The sequence below is a fragment of the Sinomonas flava genome (assembly GCF_039531875.1).
GTDB classification, from domain to species: Bacteria; Actinomycetota; Actinomycetes; order Actinomycetales; family Micrococcaceae; genus Sinomonas; species Sinomonas flava.
In genome coordinates, this window is the sequence record NZ_BAAAQW010000005.1 from 1 (window position 1) to 19,886 (window position 19,886).

20 protein-coding genes are annotated in these 19,886 nt (G+C 69.1%); 15 read left to right on the top strand and 5 right to left on the bottom strand.

Translation table 11 applies throughout. From position 1 onward, the window contains the following. Positions 1–88: 88 nt before the first annotated feature. From ABD298_RS08560 to ABD298_RS08570, 3 genes are read left to right on the top strand one after another with little or no spacing between them, the layout of a single operon-like run. Positions 89–1,018 (top strand): sugar phosphate isomerase/epimerase family protein, encoded by a 930-nt coding sequence (locus tag ABD298_RS08560; protein ID WP_344299264.1) that lies wholly within the window; start codon positions 89–91, stop codon positions 1,016–1,018. A 42-nt stretch (positions 1,019–1,060) separates the two neighbouring features. Next, a complete protein-coding gene (locus ABD298_RS08565) occupies positions 1,061–2,101 on the top strand; it encodes a Gfo/Idh/MocA family protein (protein ID WP_344299265.1) in 1,041 nt (346 codons plus the stop codon). Continuing rightward, the gene (locus ABD298_RS08570) at positions 2,098–2,973 is read left to right on the top strand and encodes a sugar phosphate isomerase/epimerase family protein (protein WP_344299266.1); all 876 of its coding nucleotides are present in this window, start codon (positions 2,098–2,100) and stop codon (positions 2,971–2,973) included. Before ABD298_RS08565 ends, ABD298_RS08570 begins: the two co-directional genes overlap by 4 nt. 342 nt (positions 2,974–3,315) lie before the next feature. Here the strand turns inward: ABD298_RS08570 and iolB are convergent, their stop codons facing one another. Then, the gene (gene iolB / locus ABD298_RS08575) at positions 3,316–4,221 is read right to left on the bottom strand and encodes a 5-deoxy-glucuronate isomerase (RefSeq protein ID WP_344299267.1); all 906 of its coding nucleotides are present in this window, start codon (positions 4,219–4,221) and stop codon (positions 3,316–3,318) included. A gap of 36 nt (positions 4,222–4,257) precedes the next feature. Then, positions 4,258–4,998, bottom strand: a complete 741-nt coding sequence (locus ABD298_RS08580) for a GntR family transcriptional regulator (protein ID WP_208711779.1) — start codon at positions 4,996–4,998, stop codon at positions 4,258–4,260. 310 nt (positions 4,999–5,308) lie between these two features. On the opposite strand from ABD298_RS08580, the gene ABD298_RS08585 reads away from it, so the two are divergent. From ABD298_RS08585 to ABD298_RS08595, 3 genes are all read left to right on the top strand, one after another. Further along, entirely contained in the window at positions 5,309–6,301 is a 993-nt protein-coding gene (locus ABD298_RS08585) for a substrate-binding domain-containing protein (protein WP_344299268.1), read from the top strand. A gap of 74 nt (positions 6,302–6,375) precedes the next feature. After that, entirely contained in the window at positions 6,376–7,428 is a 1,053-nt protein-coding gene (locus ABD298_RS08590; RefSeq protein ID WP_344299269.1) for an ABC transporter permease, read from the top strand. Positions 7,429–7,443: 15 nt separating this feature from the next. Further along, positions 7,444–8,391 (top strand): ATP-binding cassette domain-containing protein, encoded by a 948-nt coding sequence (locus ABD298_RS08595; RefSeq protein ID WP_344299270.1) that lies wholly within the window; start codon positions 7,444–7,446, stop codon positions 8,389–8,391. A gap of 482 nt (positions 8,392–8,873) precedes the next feature. Here the strand turns inward: ABD298_RS08595 and ABD298_RS08600 are convergent, their stop codons facing one another. After that, positions 8,874–9,887, bottom strand: coding sequence for a LacI family DNA-binding transcriptional regulator (locus ABD298_RS08600; RefSeq protein ID WP_344299272.1), 1,014 nt, complete (start codon positions 9,885–9,887; stop codon positions 8,874–8,876). Between the two features lie 157 nt (positions 9,888–10,044). On the opposite strand from ABD298_RS08600, the gene ABD298_RS08605 reads away from it, so the two are divergent. Together ABD298_RS08605 and ABD298_RS08610 are read left to right on the top strand one after the other, a co-directional pair. Continuing rightward, positions 10,045–11,268 (top strand): Gfo/Idh/MocA family oxidoreductase, encoded by a 1,224-nt coding sequence (locus tag ABD298_RS08605; RefSeq protein WP_344299273.1) that lies wholly within the window; start codon positions 10,045–10,047, stop codon positions 11,266–11,268. A 22-nt stretch (positions 11,269–11,290) separates the two neighbouring features. After that, positions 11,291–12,310, top strand: a complete 1,020-nt coding sequence (locus ABD298_RS08610) for a sugar phosphate isomerase/epimerase family protein (RefSeq protein ID WP_344299274.1) — start codon at positions 11,291–11,293, stop codon at positions 12,308–12,310. A 79-nt stretch (positions 12,311–12,389) separates the two neighbouring features. Here the strand turns inward: ABD298_RS08610 and mftG are convergent, their stop codons facing one another. Then, positions 12,390–13,922: a mycofactocin dehydrogenase MftG gene (gene mftG / locus ABD298_RS08615; RefSeq protein ID WP_344299275.1), complete on the bottom strand. Its 1,533-nt coding sequence runs from the start codon at positions 13,920–13,922 to the stop codon at positions 12,390–12,392. Continuing rightward, positions 13,919–14,521 carry a mycofactocin system transcriptional regulator gene (gene mftR / locus ABD298_RS08620; protein ID WP_344299277.1) on the bottom strand — a complete coding sequence of 201 codons (603 nt, stop codon included), beginning with the start codon at positions 14,519–14,521 and terminating at the stop codon, positions 13,919–13,921. The genes mftG and mftR overlap by 4 nt, the downstream gene beginning before the upstream one ends. Positions 14,522–14,636: 115 nt before the next feature. Between mftR and mftA the strand changes: the two genes are divergently transcribed. The 7 genes from mftA to ABD298_RS08655 all read left to right on the top strand — a co-directional run bounded on the left by mftA (position 14,637) and on the right by ABD298_RS08655 (position 19,864). Further along, positions 14,637–14,756, top strand: a complete 120-nt coding sequence (gene mftA / locus ABD298_RS08625) for a mycofactocin precursor MftA (RefSeq protein WP_344299278.1) — start codon at positions 14,637–14,639, stop codon at positions 14,754–14,756. Beyond that, positions 14,746–15,039 carry a mycofactocin biosynthesis chaperone MftB gene (gene mftB, locus ABD298_RS08630; protein ID WP_344299279.1) on the top strand — a complete coding sequence of 98 codons (294 nt, stop codon included), beginning with the start codon at positions 14,746–14,748 and terminating at the stop codon, positions 15,037–15,039. Before mftA ends, mftB begins: the two co-directional genes overlap by 11 nt. Further along, a complete protein-coding gene (mftC, locus tag ABD298_RS08635; RefSeq protein ID WP_344299280.1) occupies positions 15,036–16,295 on the top strand; it encodes a mycofactocin radical SAM maturase in 1,260 nt (419 codons plus the stop codon). The genes mftB and mftC overlap by 4 nt, the downstream gene beginning before the upstream one ends. A 91-nt stretch (positions 16,296–16,386) precedes the next feature. Beyond that, on the top strand, positions 16,387–17,247 hold the full coding sequence (locus ABD298_RS08640; RefSeq protein WP_344299281.1) for a mycofactocin-coupled SDR family oxidoreductase: 861 nt from the start codon (positions 16,387–16,389) through the stop codon (positions 17,245–17,247). A gap of 50 nt (positions 17,248–17,297) precedes the next feature. Next, positions 17,298–18,107: a mycofactocin-coupled SDR family oxidoreductase gene (locus ABD298_RS08645; protein ID WP_344299282.1), complete on the top strand. Its 810-nt coding sequence runs from the start codon at positions 17,298–17,300 to the stop codon at positions 18,105–18,107. A 47-nt stretch (positions 18,108–18,154) separates the two neighbouring features. Next, positions 18,155–18,994 (top strand): mycofactocin-coupled SDR family oxidoreductase, encoded by an 840-nt coding sequence (locus ABD298_RS08650; protein ID WP_344299283.1) that lies wholly within the window; start codon positions 18,155–18,157, stop codon positions 18,992–18,994. A gap of 39 nt (positions 18,995–19,033) precedes the next feature. Further along, on the top strand, positions 19,034–19,864 hold the full coding sequence (locus ABD298_RS08655; protein WP_344299285.1) for a mycofactocin-coupled SDR family oxidoreductase: 831 nt from the start codon (positions 19,034–19,036) through the stop codon (positions 19,862–19,864). The last annotated feature ends 22 nt before the right edge of the window (positions 19,865–19,886 follow it).

Sequence of the window (19,886 nt, forward strand, 5' to 3'; positions counted from 1 at the left end):
TGGTTGAGCGGAGCGCAGCGGAGTCGAAACCCGTAAGTGGTTTCGACTCCGCTCAACCACCGGCTCGGCCCGACCACGAAGGAGCACCATGACTGACATCGAGAACAAGATCCTCATCGGGACGGCCCCCGACTCGTGGGGCGTCTGGTTCGCCGACGACCCGAAGCAGACCCCGTGGGAGCGCTTCCTCGACGAGGTGGCCGAGGCCGGCTACAAGTGGATCGAGCTGGGCCCCTACGGCTACCTGCCGACGGACCCGTCTCGGCTCGCCGACGAACTCAAGTCCCGCGACCTGCAGGTCTCTGCCGGGACCGTTTTCACCGCGTTCCACCGAGGCGGGCGGCCGGGGGACGCAGCATTCGAGGAGGCCTGGGAGCCGGCCCGGCGCGTGGCCGAGCTGACGGCGGCCATGGGCGGCGAGCACATCGTCGTCATCCCCGCCATGTGGCGCGACGACGTCACCGGCGAGGCGGTCGAGAACCAGGACCTGTCCTCCGAGCAGTGGGACTCGCTCTTCAACGGCCACAACGAGCTGGGCCGCCGCCTGCACGAGCAGTTCGGCCTGGCGCAGCAGTTCCACTCCCACGCCGACTCGCATGTGCTCACGCAGGAGGACATCGAGACCCTCCTGAAGAACACCGACCCCGCGCTCCTGAACCTCTGCCTCGACACTGGGCACGCGGAGTACGGCGGTGCAAGCAGCGTGGACCTGGTCCGCAGGTATCCCGAGCGCATCGGCTACCTGCACCTCAAGCAGGTCGACCCTGGCGTCATGGAGCGGGTGCGGGCCGAGAACCTGACGTTCGCGGCGGCCAACGCTGCCGGCGTGATGACCGAGCCGCCCGGCGGCCTGCCGGACCTGCGCGAGGTCCTCGAGGAGGTCGAGAAGCTCGACCGTCCGATCTTCGGCATCGTCGAGCAGGATATGTACCCGGTCGCGTTCGACGTCCCGCTCCCGATCGCCAAGCGCACCCGCAACTACCTCCTCTCGTGCGGGTCCCGCACCCGCGTCTCCTGACCTGCCGGTCCCACGGACACAGACCAAGAAAGGCACATTCCCATGGCTGAGAACCTGCGCGTCGCCGTCATCGGCGCCGGCCGTATGGGCGCTGACCACATCCAGCGCCTCCACACGCGCATCCACGGGGCCGACGTGGCCGCCGTGGTCGACATCGACCTCGAGCGCGCCAACGCCGCGGTGGCCCACATCCCCGGGGCGAAGGCCTACGCGTCCGCCGCGGAGGCGTACGAGTCGGGAGACGTGAACGCCGTCCTCATCGCCACCCCCGGCTTCCTCCACGAAGTCGCCCTCCTCGAGGCCCTCGAGCGGGACATCCCGATCCTGTGCGAGAAGCCGCTCACGCCGGACGCCGCCTCGGCCTGGAAGATCGTGGAGGCCGAGCAGAAGCTGGGCCACCAGCGCATCCAGGTCGGCTTCATGCGCCGCTTCGACGAGGGCTACCGCGAGCTCGGCGGCATGGTCCGCTCGGGGGACCTCGGCGAGCTCCTCATGCTCCACTGCCGCCACCGCAACCCGGACACGCCGGCCGGCTTCACCAACGAGATGCTCATCAATGACTCGGTCGTGCACGAGTTCGACGTCATCCGCTACCTGACCGGCGAGGAGATCACCTCCGTCCAGGTGCGCCTGGGCAAAGCGTCCTCGAAGGCGCCGAGCGGCCAGCACGACCCGCAGCACGTCCTCATCGAGACCACCTCGGGCGTCCTCGTCGACGTCGAGATCTTCGTCAACGCCCAGTTCGGCTACCAGGTGCTCACCGAGGCCGCGTTCGAGGACGGCATCGTCACCATCGGCGGCGACAGCGGGCCGTACGTCCAGCGCGCCGGCCGCTGGGGCGGCGAGGTCACGCCTGGCTTCGAGGCCCGCTTCGGCGCCGCCTACGACGTCGAGGTCCAGGCGTGGGTCGATGCGGCGCTGCGTGGCGGGATCGGCGGCCCCTCGGCCTGGGACGGCTACGCCACCGCTGCCTGCTGCGAGGCAGGCGTCGAGGCGCAGAAGAGCGGCGAGAAGGTCGCCGTCGTGCTCAACGAGAAGCCGGAGCTGTACCGTGCCGGCGCAGCCGCGGAGGCGGCGAAGTGAAGTTCGCGCTCGATCCCACCCCGTTCCACTCCACGCATTCGCTGCTCGAGTTCCCCGCCCTCGCCGCGGAGCTGGGCTACAAGTACCTCCAGATGACTCCGCACCGGGACTTCATCCCGTTCTTCACGCACCCCAAGGCCGATGACGAGCTCGTCCGGCAGTTCCGCAAGGCCTGCGCCGACGCGGAGGTCGAGGTCGCCTCGGTCCTGCCCGTACTGCGGTGGTCCGGCCCCGACGAGACGATGCGCGAGGCCGCGGTGCGGTATTGGAAGCGCGCCGTCCAGATCACCGTGGACCTGGGCTGCACCCAGATGAACACCGAGTTCTCGGGCCGCCCCGAGAAGCCGGAGGAGTCCGAGGCGGCCTTCTACAAGTCCATGGAGGAACTCGTGCCCGTCTTCGAGCGCGAGGGCGTCCACGTGGCGATCGATCCGCACCCCGACGACTTCGTCGAGGAGGGCCTCGCAGCCCTGCGCGTGATCCGCGGCATCAACTCGCCCAGCATCGGGATGGTCTACGTGGCCTCGCACACCTTCCACATGAAGGACGAACCGCTCCAGATCATGCGAGCGGCCGGGGAGCGCCTCCGCGTGGTCCACGTTTCCGACACGATGAACCACCATGCCTCGCACGGACTGCGGTACATCACCAACCCGCCCGGCAACGATGTGCGGGTGCACCAGCACCTCAAGATCGGCGACGGCGACGTCAATTGGGATGAGTTCTTCGGCGGCCTGGGCGAGATCGGCTTCCTCGACCGGGAGGACACCGTCATGGTCTCGAGCGTCTTCGCAGAGAACGAGAACGCCGACGAGGTGTCCCGCTACCAGCTGCGCACCATGCAGGACCGGGTCGCGAAGGCCTCCCGCTGACGCAGCTTCCGGACGCTCGATGGGAGATGACCGGATCCCGAAGGGCCCAGGCCCGGTGACCTGCTCACCGGGACTGGGCCCTTCGCCGTCCCCGGCCCGCCGAGGTCACCCCGTGCCCGCGCGAGGTCACCCCGTGCCCGCGCGAGGTCACCCCGTGTGCGCGCGAGGTCACCCCGTGTGCGCGCGAGGTCACCCCGTAGAAATGCGCACGACGGCGCGCGGCCGCGCGCGCCGGGGCCGGCCACCCGCCGTCGTACCTGAGAAGCGTGTGGGGCGGGAAGAGCTGTACCCGAAACGTCCTTGGGGCGAAAATGGCGTACCCGAAACAGGGTGGGCGGTGGCTCAGGCGGTGAAGGGGAGGCGGGCGTCGACCTGCTGGGCGTCCCACGTGGAGCGGATCCAGCCGTGGTGGGGGTCGTCGCTGATGAGCCACTCGCGCACCCGGCCCGGGCCAGCCATCACGTTGAGATAGTAGAGGTCGTAGCCGGGGGCCGCCATGGCCGGGCCGTGCCACCCGTAGGGGACCAGCACGACGTCGCCCGTGCGCACCTCGGCGTTGACTTCGATCGGCCGCTCGTCGGAGGCGTACACGCGCGCGTATCCCACCGGATCCTGGCCCGCGGCAGCTTCGGAACCCGTGGGCGAGCCCGGGGCCAGACGCGTCTCGAAGTAGTAGATCTCCTCGAGGAACGTCTCCCCGTCCTTCTCCTCGTCGTGCTTGTGCGGGGGGTACGAGGACCAGTTGCCGGCCGGCGTGATGACCTCGCACACGATGAAGCGGTCGGCCTCGAGCGCGGCGGGCGTGCCGAAGTTGTGCACCTGGCGCGAGCAGTTCCCCGCGCCACGCAGCTCGACCGGGGTCTCCTCGGCGCGCACGAGCCGGGTCGGGTACTCCGCCTTCGCGGGGGCGAGCGCGACGGCGACGCGGCCGCCCCGGGCGCTCGAGATCTCCACCGACCTCCCGATCCCGGTGTAGAGCACGTCGCTCGGCCCGGCGAAGACCGAGGTGCGGCCGCGCAGGGAGTGGACGACGCCGTCGACCGTCACCTCGAATGCGCCGGCGAGAGGCACGACGATCCGCTCCTCGCCAGTGGCCTCGAGGGAGACCGAGGCGCCGGGCGCGAGCTCGGCCACCTTGAGGCCCGTGTGCTCCCAGCCGTCCACGGCCGTGGAGCTGTCGTGCCCGCCGAGGGAGACCTGCCAGTCGCCGTCCTTGGCCGTTCCGAGGGGGTAGACCCACTCTGCCATGTGATTCCTTTCGTCAGGTGCTGCTCGGGCGCTGCCTCAGCGCTGGACCAGCGTCATCTCGAAGCTGTACGAGTCCGCCCGGTAGACGTGCCGGCCGGTCTCGACGTTGCGCCCGGTGTCGTCCACGGCGGTGCGCTCCATCGTCACGAGCGCCGAGCCGGGCGCGGTCTCGAGGAGCTCGGCCTGGTACTCGTCGGCGACGGTGGCGCCGATGCGCTGGTTCGCGAGGCGGAAGTTCACCCCCGCGTCGCGCAGGATCTGGTACATGCCGCTCTGGCGCAGGCCTTCCTCGGTGAGCTCGGCGACGTCGTCGCGCACCCAGTTCTCCATGAGGGCCAACGGCTTCTCGCCGACCGAGCGCAGGCGCGTGAAGTGGTAGACGCCGACGTCGGGCGGCAGCTGCAGCGTCTCGGCGATGTCCCGCTCGGCGGGGCCGTGACGGAACGCGAGCACCTTCGTGGTGGGCTGCTTGCCGCCGCGCGAGAGGTCGTCGAAGAGGCTCGAGAGCTCGAGGTGCCGGCGCACCTGGCTCGCGACGACCTGGGTGCCCACGCCGCGCTTGCGCACGAGCAGGCCGGCGCGGACCAGCTCGTCCATCGCCTTGCGCATGGTCGGGCGCGAGAGGTTGAGCTGCGCCGCGAGCTCGATCTCGTTCTCGAGCCTCGAGCCGGGCTCCAGAGTGCCGCTGCGGATCATCGCCTCGATGCCCTGGACCACCTGGTGGTACAGGGGAATGGGGGACGAGCGGTCGATCGGGATGTTGAGGCTGGCTGCCATGACCCCTCCTTGGGTCGAGGTGACGGGTCCTGTGTCCCCGAACCGCTTTGTTTATTTGATAGGACAAATTCTCCACGCTCATCCTAGCAGTCGCAACCCCATTCCTCCGGGAATTCCGGCGGAAGGATGGTCGGCCGGCGCTTGTCTGCAGGAGGTGACAAACCATCATCGATGCTTCGGAGGGCTCCAAAAATTAGTAAGTATGTGTGGACAAACTGTTGACAGCGGTGATGTATGTCACCCAAGATCGACGCAAGAGCCTCAGGGGCCGGCGCAGCCGCCGGCCAGGCCGAGATCAAAGGAGATTTCCGTGACCAAGTTTTCGTGGCGCCGCGCAGCTGTTGTGGCGCTCGCCGTGCCCGCGCTCGCCCTCTCGGCCTGCTCGGCCGGCGGCAAGGCCGGTGACACCGGCGGCGGCAGCGGCGGCGGCCAGGCTGCCTCGACGCCCAGGATCAAGGTCGCGCTCGTCACGCACGCAGCAGCGGGCGACACGTTCTGGGACATCGTCCGCAAGGGCGCCGAGGAGGCGGCGTCGAAGGACAACGTGGACCTGCAGTACCTCAACGACCCCGAGGCGGGGCGCCAGGCCCAGCTCGTCCAGCAGGCGATCGACTCGAAGGTCGACGGCATCGCCGTTACCCTCGCAACGCCCGATGCACTCAAGGACGTCGTGAAGAAGGCGACGGACGCCGGCATCCCCGTGGTGAGCCTCAACGCGGGCGAGGACGTCTCCGCGAAGCTCGGGGCGTTCACCCACTTCGGCTCCAACGAGAAGCTCGCCGGCGAGACAGTCGGCACGCGCCTCGCGTCCGATGGGTACAAGCACCCGATCTGCGTCATCCAGCAGCAGGGCCACGTCGGCCTCGAGAACCGCTGCGCGGGCGTCAAGGCCAAGGTCCCCGGCACGGAGATCCTCTACGTCAACGGCCAGGACATGACCTCGGTGCAGTCCACCGCGACCGCCAAGCTCCAGGCCACCAAGGACGCCGACGTCATCATCGGCCTCGGCGCCCCGATCACCCTGACCCTGCTCAAGTCCGTCACGGACGCCAGCAGCTCCGCCAAGGTTGCCAGCTTCGACCTCAACGCCGAGCTCGCGCAGAAGATCGCCGACGGGACGGTCATCTTCACCATCGACCAGCAGCCGTGGCTCCAGGGGTACATGTCCGTCGACGCGCTCTGGCAGAACAAGCGCGGCGGCTTCAAGATCGGCGGCGGCCAGCCCGTCCTGACCGGTCCGACCATCGTCGACAAGTCCAACGCTGCCGACGTCGTCAAGTTCGCCCAGCAGGGCGTCCGCTAACACCGGATCGCGGGCTGCGCGGCGCGCATCGTCCAGAAGTGCGCCGCGCGGCCCGACCACCAAGGAGCATCCCCATGGCAACAGCAACCCTGCCGTCGGCGCCAGCGCCGCTTGCGGACGAGCGGATCGGGCGCCGCAGCCCGTTCCAGAAGCTCCTCGGGCGTCCCGAGGTCGGGGCCCTCGTGGGCGCCGTCGTCCTGTTCATCTTCTTCTCGTTCGTCTCGAGCACCTTCCTCCAGCCAAACGCCTTCGCCACCGTGCTGTACGGGTCCTCGACCATCGGGATCATGGCCGTCGGGGTGTCGCTGCTGATGATCGGCGGCGAGTTCGACCTCTCCGCCGGCGTCGCCGTGATCTCGTCGGCCCTGACCGCCTCGCTGTTCTCCTGGAACTTCGGCGTTAACGTGTGGGTCGGCGTCCTGCTCGCCCTCGTCGTCTCCCTCGGCATCGGGTTCGTGAACGGCTGGATCCTCGTCAAGACCAAGCTGCCGTCCTTCATCGTCACCCTCGCCACGTTCCTCATGCTCACGGGCCTGAACCTCGCCCTGACCCGGGCGATCGGCGGGGCCGTGTCCTCGCCGTCGATCGGGGCGATGGACGGGTTCTCGGCGGCCAAGGCGATCTTCGCCTCCTCGGTCTCCATCGCCGGGGTGGATCTGAAGATCACGGTCTTCTACTGGGTCGTCCTGGTCCTCATCGCCTCCTGGGTCCTCCTGCGGACCCGGGTGGGGAACTGGATCTTCGCCTCCGGCGGCGACGCCAACGCGGCACGCGCCGTCGGCGTCCCCGTCACGGCGACCAAGATCGGCCTGTTCATGGGCGTGGGGTTCTGCGGGTGGCTGCTGGGCATGCACAACCTCTTCGCGTTCGACGCCGTGCAGTCCGGGGAGGGCGTGGGCAACGAGTTCCTCTACATCATCGCCGCGGTCATCGGTGGCTGCCTGCTCACCGGCGGGTACGGCTCGGCCGTGGGCGGGGCGATCGGCGCGTTCATCTTCGGCATGGCCAACAAGGGCATCGTGTACGCGCAGTGGAACCCGGACTGGTTCAAGTTCTTCCTTGGCCTGATGCTCCTGCTGGCCACGATCGTGAACCTCATCGTCAAGCGCCGCGCGGAACTGAAGTAGGACGGAGTGGCCACCATGGCACAGCACAAGGCAGCCCAGCACATCAGCAACAAGGACCTCCTCGCGGGCGAGAGCGACCCGCTGACCGACCGGCCGGTGCACCTGCTGCACCTGGACTCTGTGGGCAAGCACTACGGGAACGTCATTGCCCTGCGGGACGTGACGATGGCCGTGGACAACGGCCGGGTGACCTGCGTCCTGGGCGACAACGGGGCGGGGAAGTCGACCCTGATCAAGATCATCGCCGGGCTCCACCAGCACGACGAGGGCACCTTCACCATCATGGGCGAGGAGCGGAAGCTCTCCAGCCCACGCGAGGCCCTGGATGCCGGAATCGCCGCCGTGTACCAGGACCTAGCGGTGGTCTCGCTCATGCCGATCTGGCGGAACTTCTTCCTCGGCTCCGAGCTGACCACCGGCGTCGGCCCGTTCCGGCGCATGGACGTGAACCGGATGAAGGAGATCACCAAGAAGGAATTGGCGCAGATGGGCATCGACCTGCGCGATGTCGAGCAGCCCATCGGCCAGCTCTCCGGCGGCGAGCGCCAGTGCGTGGCGATCGCCAGGGCCGTGTACTTCGGGGCCAAGGTCCTGATTCTGGACGAGCCCACCGCCGCCTTGGGCGTGAAGCAGTCCGGGGTGGTCCTGCGGTACATCCTCCAGGCCCGCGATCGGGGCCTCGGAGTCATCTTCATCACCCACAACCCGCACCACGCCTACCCCGTCGGGGACCGGTTCCTGCTCCTGAAGCGCGGCCGCTCGATCGGCTACTACGACAAGAAGGACATCACTCTCGAGGAGCTCACCGCCCAGATGGCCGGCGGCGCCGAGCTCGCAGAGCTCGCCCACGAGCTCGAACAGCTCGGCGGCCACACCCAGGCGCTCAAGGAGGTCAAGGCCGAAGCCGCCGCGGTCACGGCGGAGGCGCCCTCCTCCGAGCGGGACCTCTCGACCCGCCCCTGACCCCTTCCCTTTCATCGACTGCTCCGCAAGTGTCGTTTTCGAGCCTCAGACCGACACTTCTGGAGCAGTCGATGGGGGTGTGGGGACGCGCGCACGACGGCGCGGCGCGGCACCCAGCCCGCCGCGCCGCCGTCGTGCGCTGGTATGCGGGTGACGAGCGCACCTTGACAGGACAAAGTCGGAGCGTCTGAGATGGTGCAACGTTACCTTTGAACGTTCCACTAATCCCGTCGGAGGGATCGCATGAGCATCAGAGTCGGCGTGATCGGCGCCGGAATCATGGGCGCGGAGCGCGTCCGCAACCGGGCGCTGCAGATGTCAGGAACTGCACAAGCCACGGCCGGAAGCGGCCACTGGGGGCGTCGTCCGTCCCCGAGACGTGCAGTTTCGGGCGCCGCTCAGAAGATGTCCCTCAGGACGTGACCCTCAGAAGATGACCCTTAGAAGATGACCTTCAGGAGGGGACCTTCAGGAGAAAACCTTCAGACGGAAGCCGCTGGGGCCGTCGAGGCGCGGACCACGAGCTCGGGCGCCAGGAGCTCGCGGTGCGGGGGAGCGTCAGGGTGGTCCAGCCGGGAGAGCAGGGCCCGGGCGGCGGCGGCGCCGACCTCTCGTGAGTGTCCGTCCACGCTCGTGAGCTGGAGGTACCGGTAGGCGGCGAGAGGCGAGTCGTCGTGACCGACAAGCGATACCTCGGCCGGCACCGACAGGCCGCGTTCGCGAAGCGCCGCCAGCGCCCCGACCGCCATGACGTCGTTGCCTGCGACGATCGCCGTCACGCCCGCGGTCCCGTCGAGCAGGTCGCACGCAGCGGCATAGCCGTCCTCCTCGGAGGTCCCGCCGTCCTCGCCTGTCACGGCGGGCGCGAGGCCGGCCGCCGCCATCGCGGCCTCGTATCCCCGTCGCCGATGCGCGCCGGGCCCGCTGCGGCCGGTCAGGTGGCCGATGCGCCGGTGCCCCAAACCGATGAGGTGCTCAGTTGCGAGACGCGCGCCCAGCTCGTCGTCGCCGGCCACGATATCGGCGTCCTGCGCGCCGCCCAGTTCGCGGGTGCCGGCGACGACGATCGGCGCGCCCACGCCGTCGAGTGCGCCGGGCGCGGGCTCGGCGGCGACGACGAGCGCGTCGACGTGCTGGGCGAGGAAGCCGTCCACGGGATTGCGGCCCGAAGCCGCGTCGAGCTGCAGATCGGCGACGCTCGCGGTGTACCCCGCAGGGTCGAGGACGGAGCGCAGCCCCGCGAGGAGCTCGACGAACCAAGGGTTGTGGAAGTCATCGATGAGCACCCCGACCGTGCGCGTGCGCTGGCTGGCGAGGGCTGCGGCGGCCCGCGACGGACGGTAGCCCAGCTCTTCGATGGCGGCCTCGACGGCCTCCCGCCGCGCCTCGCTCACGTGCGGGGATCCGCGCAGCACGAGCGAGACGAGCGACTTCGACACGCCGGCCCGCTGCGCGACGTCGTAGATCGTCGGACGGGGGCTCGCATCGGCTGGCACGGGTCCATCATGGCACCCGCCGCTGCCGGGCACGCGCTGGGAAACGCCCCGCCGCGCTCTCTATTGACAGGACAAAGTCGCCGCCTCTACCCTGTCTTGGAGCGCTCCAAAATTAGGACAATTCCCGGCGACGCCGGACCCCTCGAAGGAGAGAAACATGAGCAAGCCCCTCGGCGTCGCCGTCATCGGCGCAGGCATGGCCGGCAAGGCCCACGCCGCCGCATACCGCACCGCGAGCACCCTCTACCGCCCCACCCTGCCGGAGATCCGCCTCGTCTCCATCGGCGACGTCAACGCCGAGTTCGGCCAGGCCGCCGCGACCCGCTTCGGCTACGCCCGCCACGACCCGAGCTGGCAGGCCATCGCCGAGGCGGACGACATCGACGTCGTCTCGGTCGTCATCGCCAACTCGCTGCACCGCGAGGTCGTCGAGGGCCTCCTCGCCGCCGGCAAGCACGTCCTCTGCGAGAAGCCGCTCTCCGACTCGCTCGTGGACGCCCGAGCGATGGCCGACGCCGCCCGCGCCGCCGAGGAGCGCGGCGTCCTGGGCCGCATCGGCTTCACGTTCCGCCGCACGCCCGGCATCGCCGCGATCCGCCAGCTCATTCAGGACGGCACGCTCGGCCGCCCGCTGCACTTCTCCGGCCGCTACTGGACCGACTACGGCTGCAGCCCCGAGGCCCCGATGAGCTGGCGCTACAAGGGCGGCCCCGGCTCGGGCGCGCTCGCGGACGTCGGCAGCCACCTTGCCTACGTGGGCGAGTTCCTCTGCGGCGACATCCAGTCGGTCTCGGGCGGCCAGCTCTCCACCGCGATCGCGCAGCGCCCCCTGCCCCTCGGCGCGGTCATGGGCCACGACCACGCGGCCGTCTCGGATCGCTTCGAGCGCGTGGAGAACGACGACGTCGCCTCCTTCTCGGCCGAGTTCGCCTCGTGCATCGGCTCGCTCTCGGTCTCCCGTGTCGCCGCAGGGCATGCGAACTCGCTCATGTTCGAGGTGTTCTGCGAGAACGGCGCGGCCGTCTTCGACCAGCGTCGCCCGGCCGAGATCGGCCTGTTCCTCCACGAGGGTCCCGACGCCCAGAATGGCTACCGCCAGGTCATCCTCGGCCCCGACCACCCGTACATCGCGGGCGGGCTGGCCATGGACGCCCCGAGCGTGGGCTTCGGCCAGAACGACGCCTTCGGCTACCAGGCGCGCGCGTTCCTCGAGGAGGTCGCCGGCCTGTCCGAGGCCGAGTCCCTCCCGCGCTGCGCGTCCTTCGACGAGGGCGTGCGGAACATGGAGATCCTCGACGCCGTCGCCGCCTCCGCCGCGGATGCCGGCCGCCGCGTCGAGGTGGGATCCGCCCCGAAGCCGACCGCCGCCGTCGTGCGCTGACCCCCCGAAAGGAACCGACATCATGGAGCTCGGCGTCTACAACGCGATCCTGCATGACCGTTCCCTGCCCGAGGCCCTCAAGGTCATCGCCGACCTGGGTCTGACCGGGATCGAGATCAACACCGGCGGCTTCCTGCCCGCCGTGCATGTCCCCACCTTCGATGAGATCCTCGTCAGCGACGCCGCCCGCGACGACTACCTCGGGATCTTCGAGGGCACGGGCGTGGGCATCGCGGGCCTGAACTGCAACGGCAACCCGCTGCACCCCAAGGCCGAGATCGGCCAGAAGCACGCGGAGGACATCCGCCGCTCCATCCGCCTCGCGGAACGGCTCGGCCAGACCCGGCTGGTGACCATGTCCGGCCTGCCCGGCGGCGAGCCCGGAGCGACCGTGACGAACTGGGTCGTGAACGCCTGGAACTCCGCCGCCCTGGACGTGCTGGACTACCAGTGGGGGATCGCCGCGGACTTCTGGCGCGAGACCGACCGGTTCGCCGCGGACCACGGCGTCAAGGTGGCCCTCGAGCTCCACCCGCAGAACATCGTGTTCAACACGGCGGATGTGTACAGGCTCGTGGAGCTGACCGGCGCGACGCACGTGGGAGTGGAGCTGGACGCGTCGCACCTGTTCTGGCAGCAGATGGACCCGGTCGCGGTGGTCCGCGAGCTCGGCCCGCTCGTGTTCCACGCCGCCGCGAAGGATGTGCGCGTCAACCCCGAGAACGCTCGCCTGTACGGCGTCCTCGACAACCGCTTCCGCCGGCTCTCCCCGGACGAGCCCCGCACCAACCTCGGTGGTGACGAGTGGGCCAACGAGTGGCCCAAGGACTCGGCGTGGGACTTCGTGGCGCTGGGCCGCGGGCACGACGCCGCGTACTGGGCCGAGTTCCTGCGCGCTCTCCGCGACGTGGACCCGGAGATGATGGTCAACATCGAGCACGAGGACGTCTCCCTCGGTCGGATCGAGGGGCTCGAGGTCGCCGCCGGCGTGCTGCTCGAGGCCGCGCGGATGATCGGGGAGGACGCCCCGGCGCGCGCCTGACGTCCCGCCCACCCATCGACTGCTCCGCAAGTGTCGTTATGAGCCCTGAAACGGACACTTGCGGAGCAGTCGATGGGGTCTAGCGCACGACGGCGCGCGGCGGGTCGGGCGCCGTGCGTAGCCGCGCGGCAATGACCTCCCCGACAAGCAGCGCCGCGACCGCCGGCCCCCGTCTCGGAGCGGTCGGCAGGATCGACGTGTCCGCGACCGTGAGACCCTCGACGCCGCGGACGGCGCCAGCGCCGTCGACCGCCGAGCCGGCTCCGCCGAAGGGGACCGTCCCGCACGTGTGCAGCGACGTGCCGAGGTGCGCGGCGATCCAGGAATCGAGGGCTCGGTCGTCTCGGACCGCCGTGTCTGGGATCCCGATGCCGGCGGCGCGGGCGGCCCGCCACGGCGCTGAGCCGAGGAGCTCGGCGCACAGCCGGGCCGCGTCGCGCAGATCCCGACGGTCGCGCTCGGTGCGGAGGTAGCCGTACTCCACGAACGGCGGGACATCCGCGTCGGCGGAGGCCAGCCGCAGCCGCCCGGTGTTCCTCGGCCGCTGGACCGAGGTCATGAGCGCCAGCGGTGCCCGCTCTGCCGCTCTCGCTGGATCAAGCAGGGCTCGCATGGGCTTGACGGTGCCGATCACCTCGAGGTCGTCGGTGTGCAGGCAGCCGCCCATCCACTGCCCGGGTGCTGCGGGCTGCTGATGGCGGGGACTCCATTCGACCACCAGCTGGGGATGGTCGCTGAAGGAGCTGCCGACTGTGGGTGAGTCCACGAGCACGGGGACACCTGCCCGGCTCAGCTCCTCGGCAGGCCCGACGCCGGAGAGCATCAGCAGGTGCGCGGAGCCGATCGCCCCTGCGCACAGCACGATCCTGTCGGCGTACGCCCGATGGCTGCGGCCCTGAGACCGGTACTCGACGCCGACGGCGCGACCGCCAGCGAACAGCAGCCGGGTGGCAGTGGCTCCGCCGCGCGCGGAGAGATTGGGCCGATGGAGGGCTGGAAGCAGGTGGGTCATGCCGGCGTTGTGGCGGATCCCGCGGCTGACGTTCGTGGGAACCGGTCCGAAGCCGGGAGGGCATTGGTCGTTCTTGTCCGGTTCCGGCGGGAACCCGAGCTTCGCCGCGGCTGCCTCGAACGCCTCGCCTGCCCATCCGGCAAGGGGGGCGCGGTGCACGGGGACCGGGCCTATGTCGCCGTGGACAGGCGTACGGCCGTACTCGGCGTCGGCCTCCGCGGCGATGAGCGCGGGAAGGGTTCGCCTGTACGACCACTCGGGGCCGCCGTCGATCGCCCAGCGTTCGAAGTCGGTGACTCTCGGGCGGATGAAGTAGCCGCCGTTGATCGTCGACGACCCGCCGAGAATTCGCCCGCGCACGGTCTCGTAGGGGCGTTCAGGTGTCAGGGCAGCGGGAAAGGTCCAGTTGATCGGCTGGTGCGGCGCAGCGCCTTGGACCGTTCCGCCATCGAGCAGGGCGGCCGGGAAGTCCTCCACATGCTGAGGGATCTGACCTGCTTCGAGGAGCAGCACGCTGCACGATTCGTCCTCGGAAAGCCGCGCGGCCACGACGCACCCGCTCGAGCCGGCACCGACGACGATGACATCGGGACCCGTCACGGCTCGCGCGCCCCGAACACGTCCTCCAGCTGCGTCATCGCGCTGTCCAGGAGCTCCAGAAGGCTCTTCTCGGGAAGGCGCAGCCATTGCTCGTACGCCGCGAGGCAGGCCGCGAGGCAGGCCCACGCCACGACCTGCGGCCCGAGGTCCGTCTCGGGGAGCCCCAGGCGGCGTCCGGCGAACTCTGCGACGACGGCACGCCACGACGCGTACCGCAGGGTCGAATGGGCCACGAGGCTCGGGACGTTGAGGAGGAGCTGCATCCGCTTGCGGTGGTAGTCGAGCTCCTCCTGCGGATACCGGTTGAAGTCTAGGATTGCCGTGCGCAGGGCCGCGACCATGGGGATCTCCGCGGGCACCGCGGAGAGGTCATTCCGCATCCGGTCGATGAGGATGTCGAATTCACCCCACGGCAGGTCGTTCTTCGAGGGGAAGTAGCGGAAGAAGGTCCGGCGGCCGATGCGCGCGGCCTCGGCGATGTCGTCCACGGTCGTCTCGTCGAAGCCGCGCTCGAAGAAGAGCTGCAGGCCGATGTGGCTGAGATCGGCGACCGATGTGGCCCGGAGCCCGTTGGGACGGGACGGCGTCGAGGCTGCCATGAGGACAGTTTTTACCACACCCCCTTGCCTTGGCACTCAGTGCCACCCTATGGTGAGTCACATCACACCGGTTCTCCCTGAAACAGCCACCCTCCACATGCAAGGAGACGCCCGCATGGACAACCCCACCAGCACAAGCGCCGCTGACGAAGCCGCCGTCGAGCCAGATGCCGTCGTCGAAGCCGATACCCTCGTCGAAGAGGTGTCGATCGACGGCATGTGCGGTGTCTACTAGTCCCGCCACCGCAGGCATCGACCTGGAGCGCGCATGGCGCCTGCACCCACAGGTCTCGGTTCGCCCCGAGCCGTTCGGCGCACTCCTCTACCACTTCGGAATCCGCAAGCTCTCGTTCCTCAAGGACCCCCGGCTGCTCGACGTCGTGCAGCGGCTCGGCGAGGAACCCACGGCGCTCGCGGCCTGCCGGGAGTCCGGCGTCGCGGATGCGGAGCTTCCCCGCTTCGCCAGCGCACTCGGAACCCTCGTCCAGTCGTCCATGATCGTCGAAGGGGCGCCATGACTCTGATTGCCGAAACCCCGTACAGGGCGGCGCCTCCCCGGGCCACCCGTCTCAGCGACCACTTCGAGCGCGGCCTCACCTCGCCGATCTGCCTGACCTGGGAGCTCACGTACGCATGCAATCTCTCGTGCGTGCACTGCCTCTCGAGCTCGGGGCGCCGCGATCCGCGCGAGCTGACGACCGAGGAGTGCAAGGCGGTGATCGACGAGCTCGAGCGGATGCAGGTCTTCTACGTCAACATCGGCGGAGGCGAGCCGACGGTCCGCAGCGACTTCTGGGAGATCGTCGACTACGCCACGAACCACCATGTGGGTGTGAAGTTCTCCACCAACGGTGTGAAGATCACCCCGGAAATCGCGCGGAAGGTGGCTGGCAACGACTACCTCGACGTGCAGATCTCGCTCGACGGGGCCACGGCCGAGGTCAACGACCACGTCCGCGGACCCGGGTCGTATGACACCGCGCTGCGCGCGCTCCGGAACCTCCGCGATGCGGGAGCGCAGAACTTCAAGCTCTCGGTCGTCTGCACCCGCTACAACATCCCCCAGCTGGACGCGTTCAAGGAGATCGCCGACCGCTACGGGGCCCAGCTCCGCCTCACCCGGCTGCGGCCCTCGGGGCGGGGAGCCGACTCTTGGGATGACCTGCATCCGAGGCCGGAGCAGCAGCGTGAGCTCTACGACTGGCTGGTCGCCCGCGGTGAGGACGTCCTGACGGGAGACTCCTTCTTCCATCTGTCGGCCTACGGCCAGGCGCTGCCGGGGCTCAACCTGTGCGGCGCGGGCCGCGTAGTGTGCCTCATCGATCCGGTCGGCGACGTCTACGCGTGTCCCTTCGCGATCCATGAGCAGTTCCTGGCCGGCAGCGTGCGCGAGCGCGGCGGGTTCCAGGGCGTCTGGCGCGGGTCGGAGCTGTTCACCCGGCTGCGCCAGCCTCAGTCCGGGGGAGCATGCGCCTCCTGCCAGTTCTTCGACACCTGCAAGGGCGGCTGCATGGCCGCGAAGTTCTTCACCGGGCTGCCGCTCGACGGGCCTGATCCCGAGTGCGTCCAGGGACACGGCGAGCAGCTCCTGAGCATGACGGACGACGGCGCGCGCGCACCCAGGCCCTCGGCTGACCACTCGCACCGGGTCGCCCCGCCGCGTCCGCGGCCCGGCTTCACCAAGGTCCCCCTCACGCTGTCACGCCGGGAGGACCTCGCGGCGCCACCGGTCAGTGCCTGCGCCGAGGATCCCCTCGCCGGCTTCACCCCCTAACCGCACACCGCTCCCACCCAAGGCGCACCGTCGGAGGACGGGACGCGCCGTGCTCCAGCGCACCCAGAAACCAACGACGGAAGGACATGCCATGGGACTCCTCGACGGCAAGGTTGCCCTCATCACCGGTGGCTCCCGGGGCCAGGGCCGGGCGCACGCCGTGACCAGCGCCCGTGAAGGCGCGGACATCATCATCATCGACACCCTCGAGCAGATCGGGACGGTGCAGTACCCGATGGCCCAGCAGGCCGACTTCGACGAGACCGTCAAGCAGGTCGAAGCCCTCGATCGGCGGATCATCGCCGTCAACGGAGACGTCCGCAAGCAGGCGGACCTGGACCGGGCGGTCCAGCAGGGCATCGCGGAATTCGGCAAGATCGACATCCTCATCGCGAACGCCGGGATCTTCTCCCTCTCGCCCGCCCACGAGATGACCGACGAGATGTGGGACGACATGATCGCCGTCAACCTCACAGGCATCTGGAAGTCCGCCAAGGCCGTCCTGCCGCACATGATGGAGAACGGGGGCGGGTCCATCGTCATCACGTCCTCGATCAACGGACTCGAGCCGGGCGAGAACTACGTGCACTACTGTGCCGCGAAGTTCGGGGCTGTCGGCGTCATGAAGACGCTTGCCCTCGAATATGCCAAGCACGGCATCCGGGTCAACGCGATCCACCCGGGCGCCATCCTCACACCCATGACCAGCTGGCAGGGCGCCTGGGACATGATGAGCGGCAAGCCGGCAGGCGAGGGAACCGAGGCGGACATGCTCGAGGCCGGCTATTCGTTCCACGCGCTCAAGGGCAACGGCTTCCTCTCGCCCCAGCGCATCGCGGACACCGGGCTGTACCTCAACTCGGACCTCGCGTCGTCGGTCACCGGGGTCTCGATCCCGGTCGACGCCGGCCACCTCCTCCAGCCCGGCTACAACCCGAACCCCGTCAAGTAGCACGCCGTCGCGGCGTCCGTGTCAACCACCCACCGAAGGAGAGAAGAACCATGGCAGGGAGAGTCGAAGGCAAGATCGCCTTCATCACCGGTGCGGCGCGCGGGCAGGGGCGCAGCCATGCCGTCCGCCTGGCTGAGGAAGGCGCGGACATCATCGCAGTCGACCTGTGCGGACCCGTGCCGAACCTGCAGTACTCGCCGGCCACCGAGGAGGATCTCGCAGAGACGGTGCGGCAGGTCGAGGCGCTGGACCGCCGCATCGTGGCCACCAAGGCGGACGTGCGGGACCGCGACGCGCTGAAGGCCGCGATCGACACCGGCGTGGCGGAGATGGGGAAGCTCGACATCGTCGTGGCCAACGCAGGCATCTGCATCATCGCGGAGTGGGACAAGGTCACCCCCGAGGTCTGGAACGACACGGTCAGCACGAACCTCACCGGCATCTGGAACACGGCGCAGCTGACCGCCCCACACCTCATCGAGGCCGGCGGCGGGTCGATGATCTTCACGAGCTCGGCGGCGGGACTCAAGGGCCTTCCGTTCCTGGCTCCCTACGTTGCAGCGAAGCACGGCGTCACGGGGCTCGCGAGGGCCCTCGCGCACGAACTGGCCGAGCACAGCATCCGGGTCAACTCGCTCCACCCGACCGGTGTTGCGACGCCGATGGGGGAGATGGCGAGCCTCTACCCACCCCTGCTCGAGGCCCATCCACGACTCGTGGGCATGCTGACCAATTCGCTGCCGATCGACGTGACCGAACCCGTCGACCAGTCCAACGCCGTCCTGTTCCTCGCCAGCGACGAGGCGCGGTACGTCACCGCGCTCGCCATGACGGTGGACGCAGGCAATACCCAGTACTGAACACTGGCCAGCACGGAGAACGCCACACCGATCGAGAGGAGCACCGAATGGGACGGGTTGAAGGCAAGGTCGCGTTCATCACCGGAGCGGCGCGCGGCCAGGGCCGGAGCCACGCGCTCCGTCTGGCTGAGGAAGGCGCCGACATCATCGCAGTCGACATCTGCGAGCCGCTGCCGGGCATGGACCGGTACTACGAGGGCGCAACGGACGAGGACCTCGCCGAGACCGTGAAGCAGGTCGAGGCCCTCGACCGCCGCATCGTGGCGAGGAAGGCGGATGTCCGGGACTTCAACGGCCTCAGGTCCGCGCTCGACGAGGGCGTGGCAGAACTGGGCCATGTGGACATCGTCTCGGCCAATGCAGGCATCTTCGCCTTCGGCGACCAGACCCATGCGGTGTCCGAGGACGAGTGGCAGCTCGTCACCGACATCAACCAGACCGGCGTGTGGCATACGGCCAAGGCCGTGATCCCCCACCTCATCGATCAGGGAACCGGCGGCTCGATCGTCCTGACGAGCTCGACCGCGGGGCTCAAGGGCACACCGAACGTCGCGGCGTACACGGCGAGCAAGCACGCCGTCGTGGGCATCATGCGCACGCTCGCGCTGGAGCTCGCACCCCACCGCATCCGGGTCAATACGGTCCACCCGACCGGCGTGGCCACGGACATGATCCTCAACGAGGCCACGTTCAGGCTCTTCATGCCCGACGTCGAGCACCCCACCCAGGAGCAGGCCGCGCCGATCTTCGAGTCGACGAACGCGCTTCCCGTGCCCTGGGTCGAGCCCGTGGACATCTCCAACGCCGTGCTGTTCCTCGCATCCGACGAGGCGCGGTACGTCACCGGCACCGAGCTCAAGGTCGACGCCGGCTACACCCTCAAGTAGGACCGCCACCATCACCACCGCATCTGAAAGGAACACACCATGGGACGTCTTGACGGCAAGGTTGCCTTCATCACCGGCGCGGCTCGAGGCCAGGGCCGCAGCCACGCGATCCGTCTGGCCCAGGAGGGCGCGGACATCATCGGCATCGACGTCTGCGAGGCGGTCGAGACCAACAAGATCCCGCCGGCCACCCAAGAAGACCTCGACGAGACGGTCCGCCAGGTGGAGGCGCTCGACCGGCGGATCATCGCGACGAAGGCCGACGTACGGGACTATGACGCCGTGAAGTCCGCGGTGGACGCCGGCGTCGCCGAGCTCGGACGCCTCGACATCGTCGCCGCCAACGCGGGGATCTCGGGCACGCCGAACAGGGCGGAGGAGATCCCCGAGAAGGACTGGATGACGATGATCGACATCAACCTGTCGGGAGTGTGGCGCGCCTGCAAGGCTGCCATCCCGCACCTGCGGGCCGCAGGAGGCGGCTCGATCATCATCACGAGCTCCGATGCCGGCCTGTTCGCCTACGAGAACATCTCCCACTACGTCTCGGCGAAGCACGGGCTCGTGGGCCTCATGAGGACGCTCGCCCTCGAGCTCGCGCCCGACATGATCCGCGTCAACAGCGTCCACCCGACGACGGTGGCGACCGACATGGTCATGAACGACACCATCTTCAAGCTGTTCCGACCAGACCTCGAGAATCCGACGAAGGATGACTTCGCCGCCGCGGCCGTTCAGATGAACGCGCTCCCGGTCCCCTGGGTCGAGGCCGTGGACATCTCCAACGCGGTGCTCTTCCTGGCCTCGGACGAATCCAGGTACATCACGGGCGTGCCCCTCCCGGTCGATGCCGGCGCAGCCGTCAAGTAGCGCCTCAGCGACCGACCGACCA

What these genes read in the sequence shown, in the direction of transcription:
- ABD298_RS08560 (WP_344299264.1), top strand. Translation starts at nt 89, where the DNA reads ATGACTGACATCGAGAACAAGATCCTCATCGGGACGGCCCCCGACTCG.
- ABD298_RS08565 (WP_344299265.1), top strand. Translation starts at nt 1,061, where the DNA reads ATGGCTGAGAACCTGCGCGTCGCCGTCATCGGCGCCGGCCGTATGGGC.
- iolB (WP_344299267.1), bottom strand. Translation starts at nt 4,221, where the DNA reads ATGGCAGAGTGGGTCTACCCCCTCGGAACGGCCAAGGACGGCGACTGG.
- ABD298_RS08580 (WP_208711779.1), bottom strand. Translation starts at nt 4,998, where the DNA reads ATGGCAGCCAGCCTCAACATCCCGATCGACCGCTCGTCCCCCATTCCC.
- ABD298_RS08590 (WP_344299269.1), top strand. Translation starts at nt 6,376, where the DNA reads ATGGCAACAGCAACCCTGCCGTCGGCGCCAGCGCCGCTTGCGGACGAG.
- ABD298_RS08595 (WP_344299270.1), top strand. Translation starts at nt 7,444, where the DNA reads ATGGCACAGCACAAGGCAGCCCAGCACATCAGCAACAAGGACCTCCTC.
- ABD298_RS08605 (WP_344299273.1), top strand. Translation starts at nt 10,045, where the DNA reads ATGAGCAAGCCCCTCGGCGTCGCCGTCATCGGCGCAGGCATGGCCGGC.
- ABD298_RS08610 (WP_344299274.1), top strand. Translation starts at nt 11,291, where the DNA reads ATGGAGCTCGGCGTCTACAACGCGATCCTGCATGACCGTTCCCTGCCC.
- mftR (WP_344299277.1), bottom strand. Translation starts at nt 14,521, where the DNA reads ATGGCAGCCTCGACGCCGTCCCGTCCCAACGGGCTCCGGGCCACATCG.
- mftA (WP_344299278.1), top strand. Translation starts at nt 14,637, where the DNA reads ATGGACAACCCCACCAGCACAAGCGCCGCTGACGAAGCCGCCGTCGAG.
- mftC (WP_344299280.1), top strand. Translation starts at nt 15,036, where the DNA reads ATGACTCTGATTGCCGAAACCCCGTACAGGGCGGCGCCTCCCCGGGCC.
- ABD298_RS08640 (WP_344299281.1), top strand. Translation starts at nt 16,387, where the DNA reads ATGGGACTCCTCGACGGCAAGGTTGCCCTCATCACCGGTGGCTCCCGG.
- ABD298_RS08645 (WP_344299282.1), top strand. Translation starts at nt 17,298, where the DNA reads ATGGCAGGGAGAGTCGAAGGCAAGATCGCCTTCATCACCGGTGCGGCG.
- ABD298_RS08650 (WP_344299283.1), top strand. Translation starts at nt 18,155, where the DNA reads ATGGGACGGGTTGAAGGCAAGGTCGCGTTCATCACCGGAGCGGCGCGC.
- ABD298_RS08655 (WP_344299285.1), top strand. Translation starts at nt 19,034, where the DNA reads ATGGGACGTCTTGACGGCAAGGTTGCCTTCATCACCGGCGCGGCTCGA.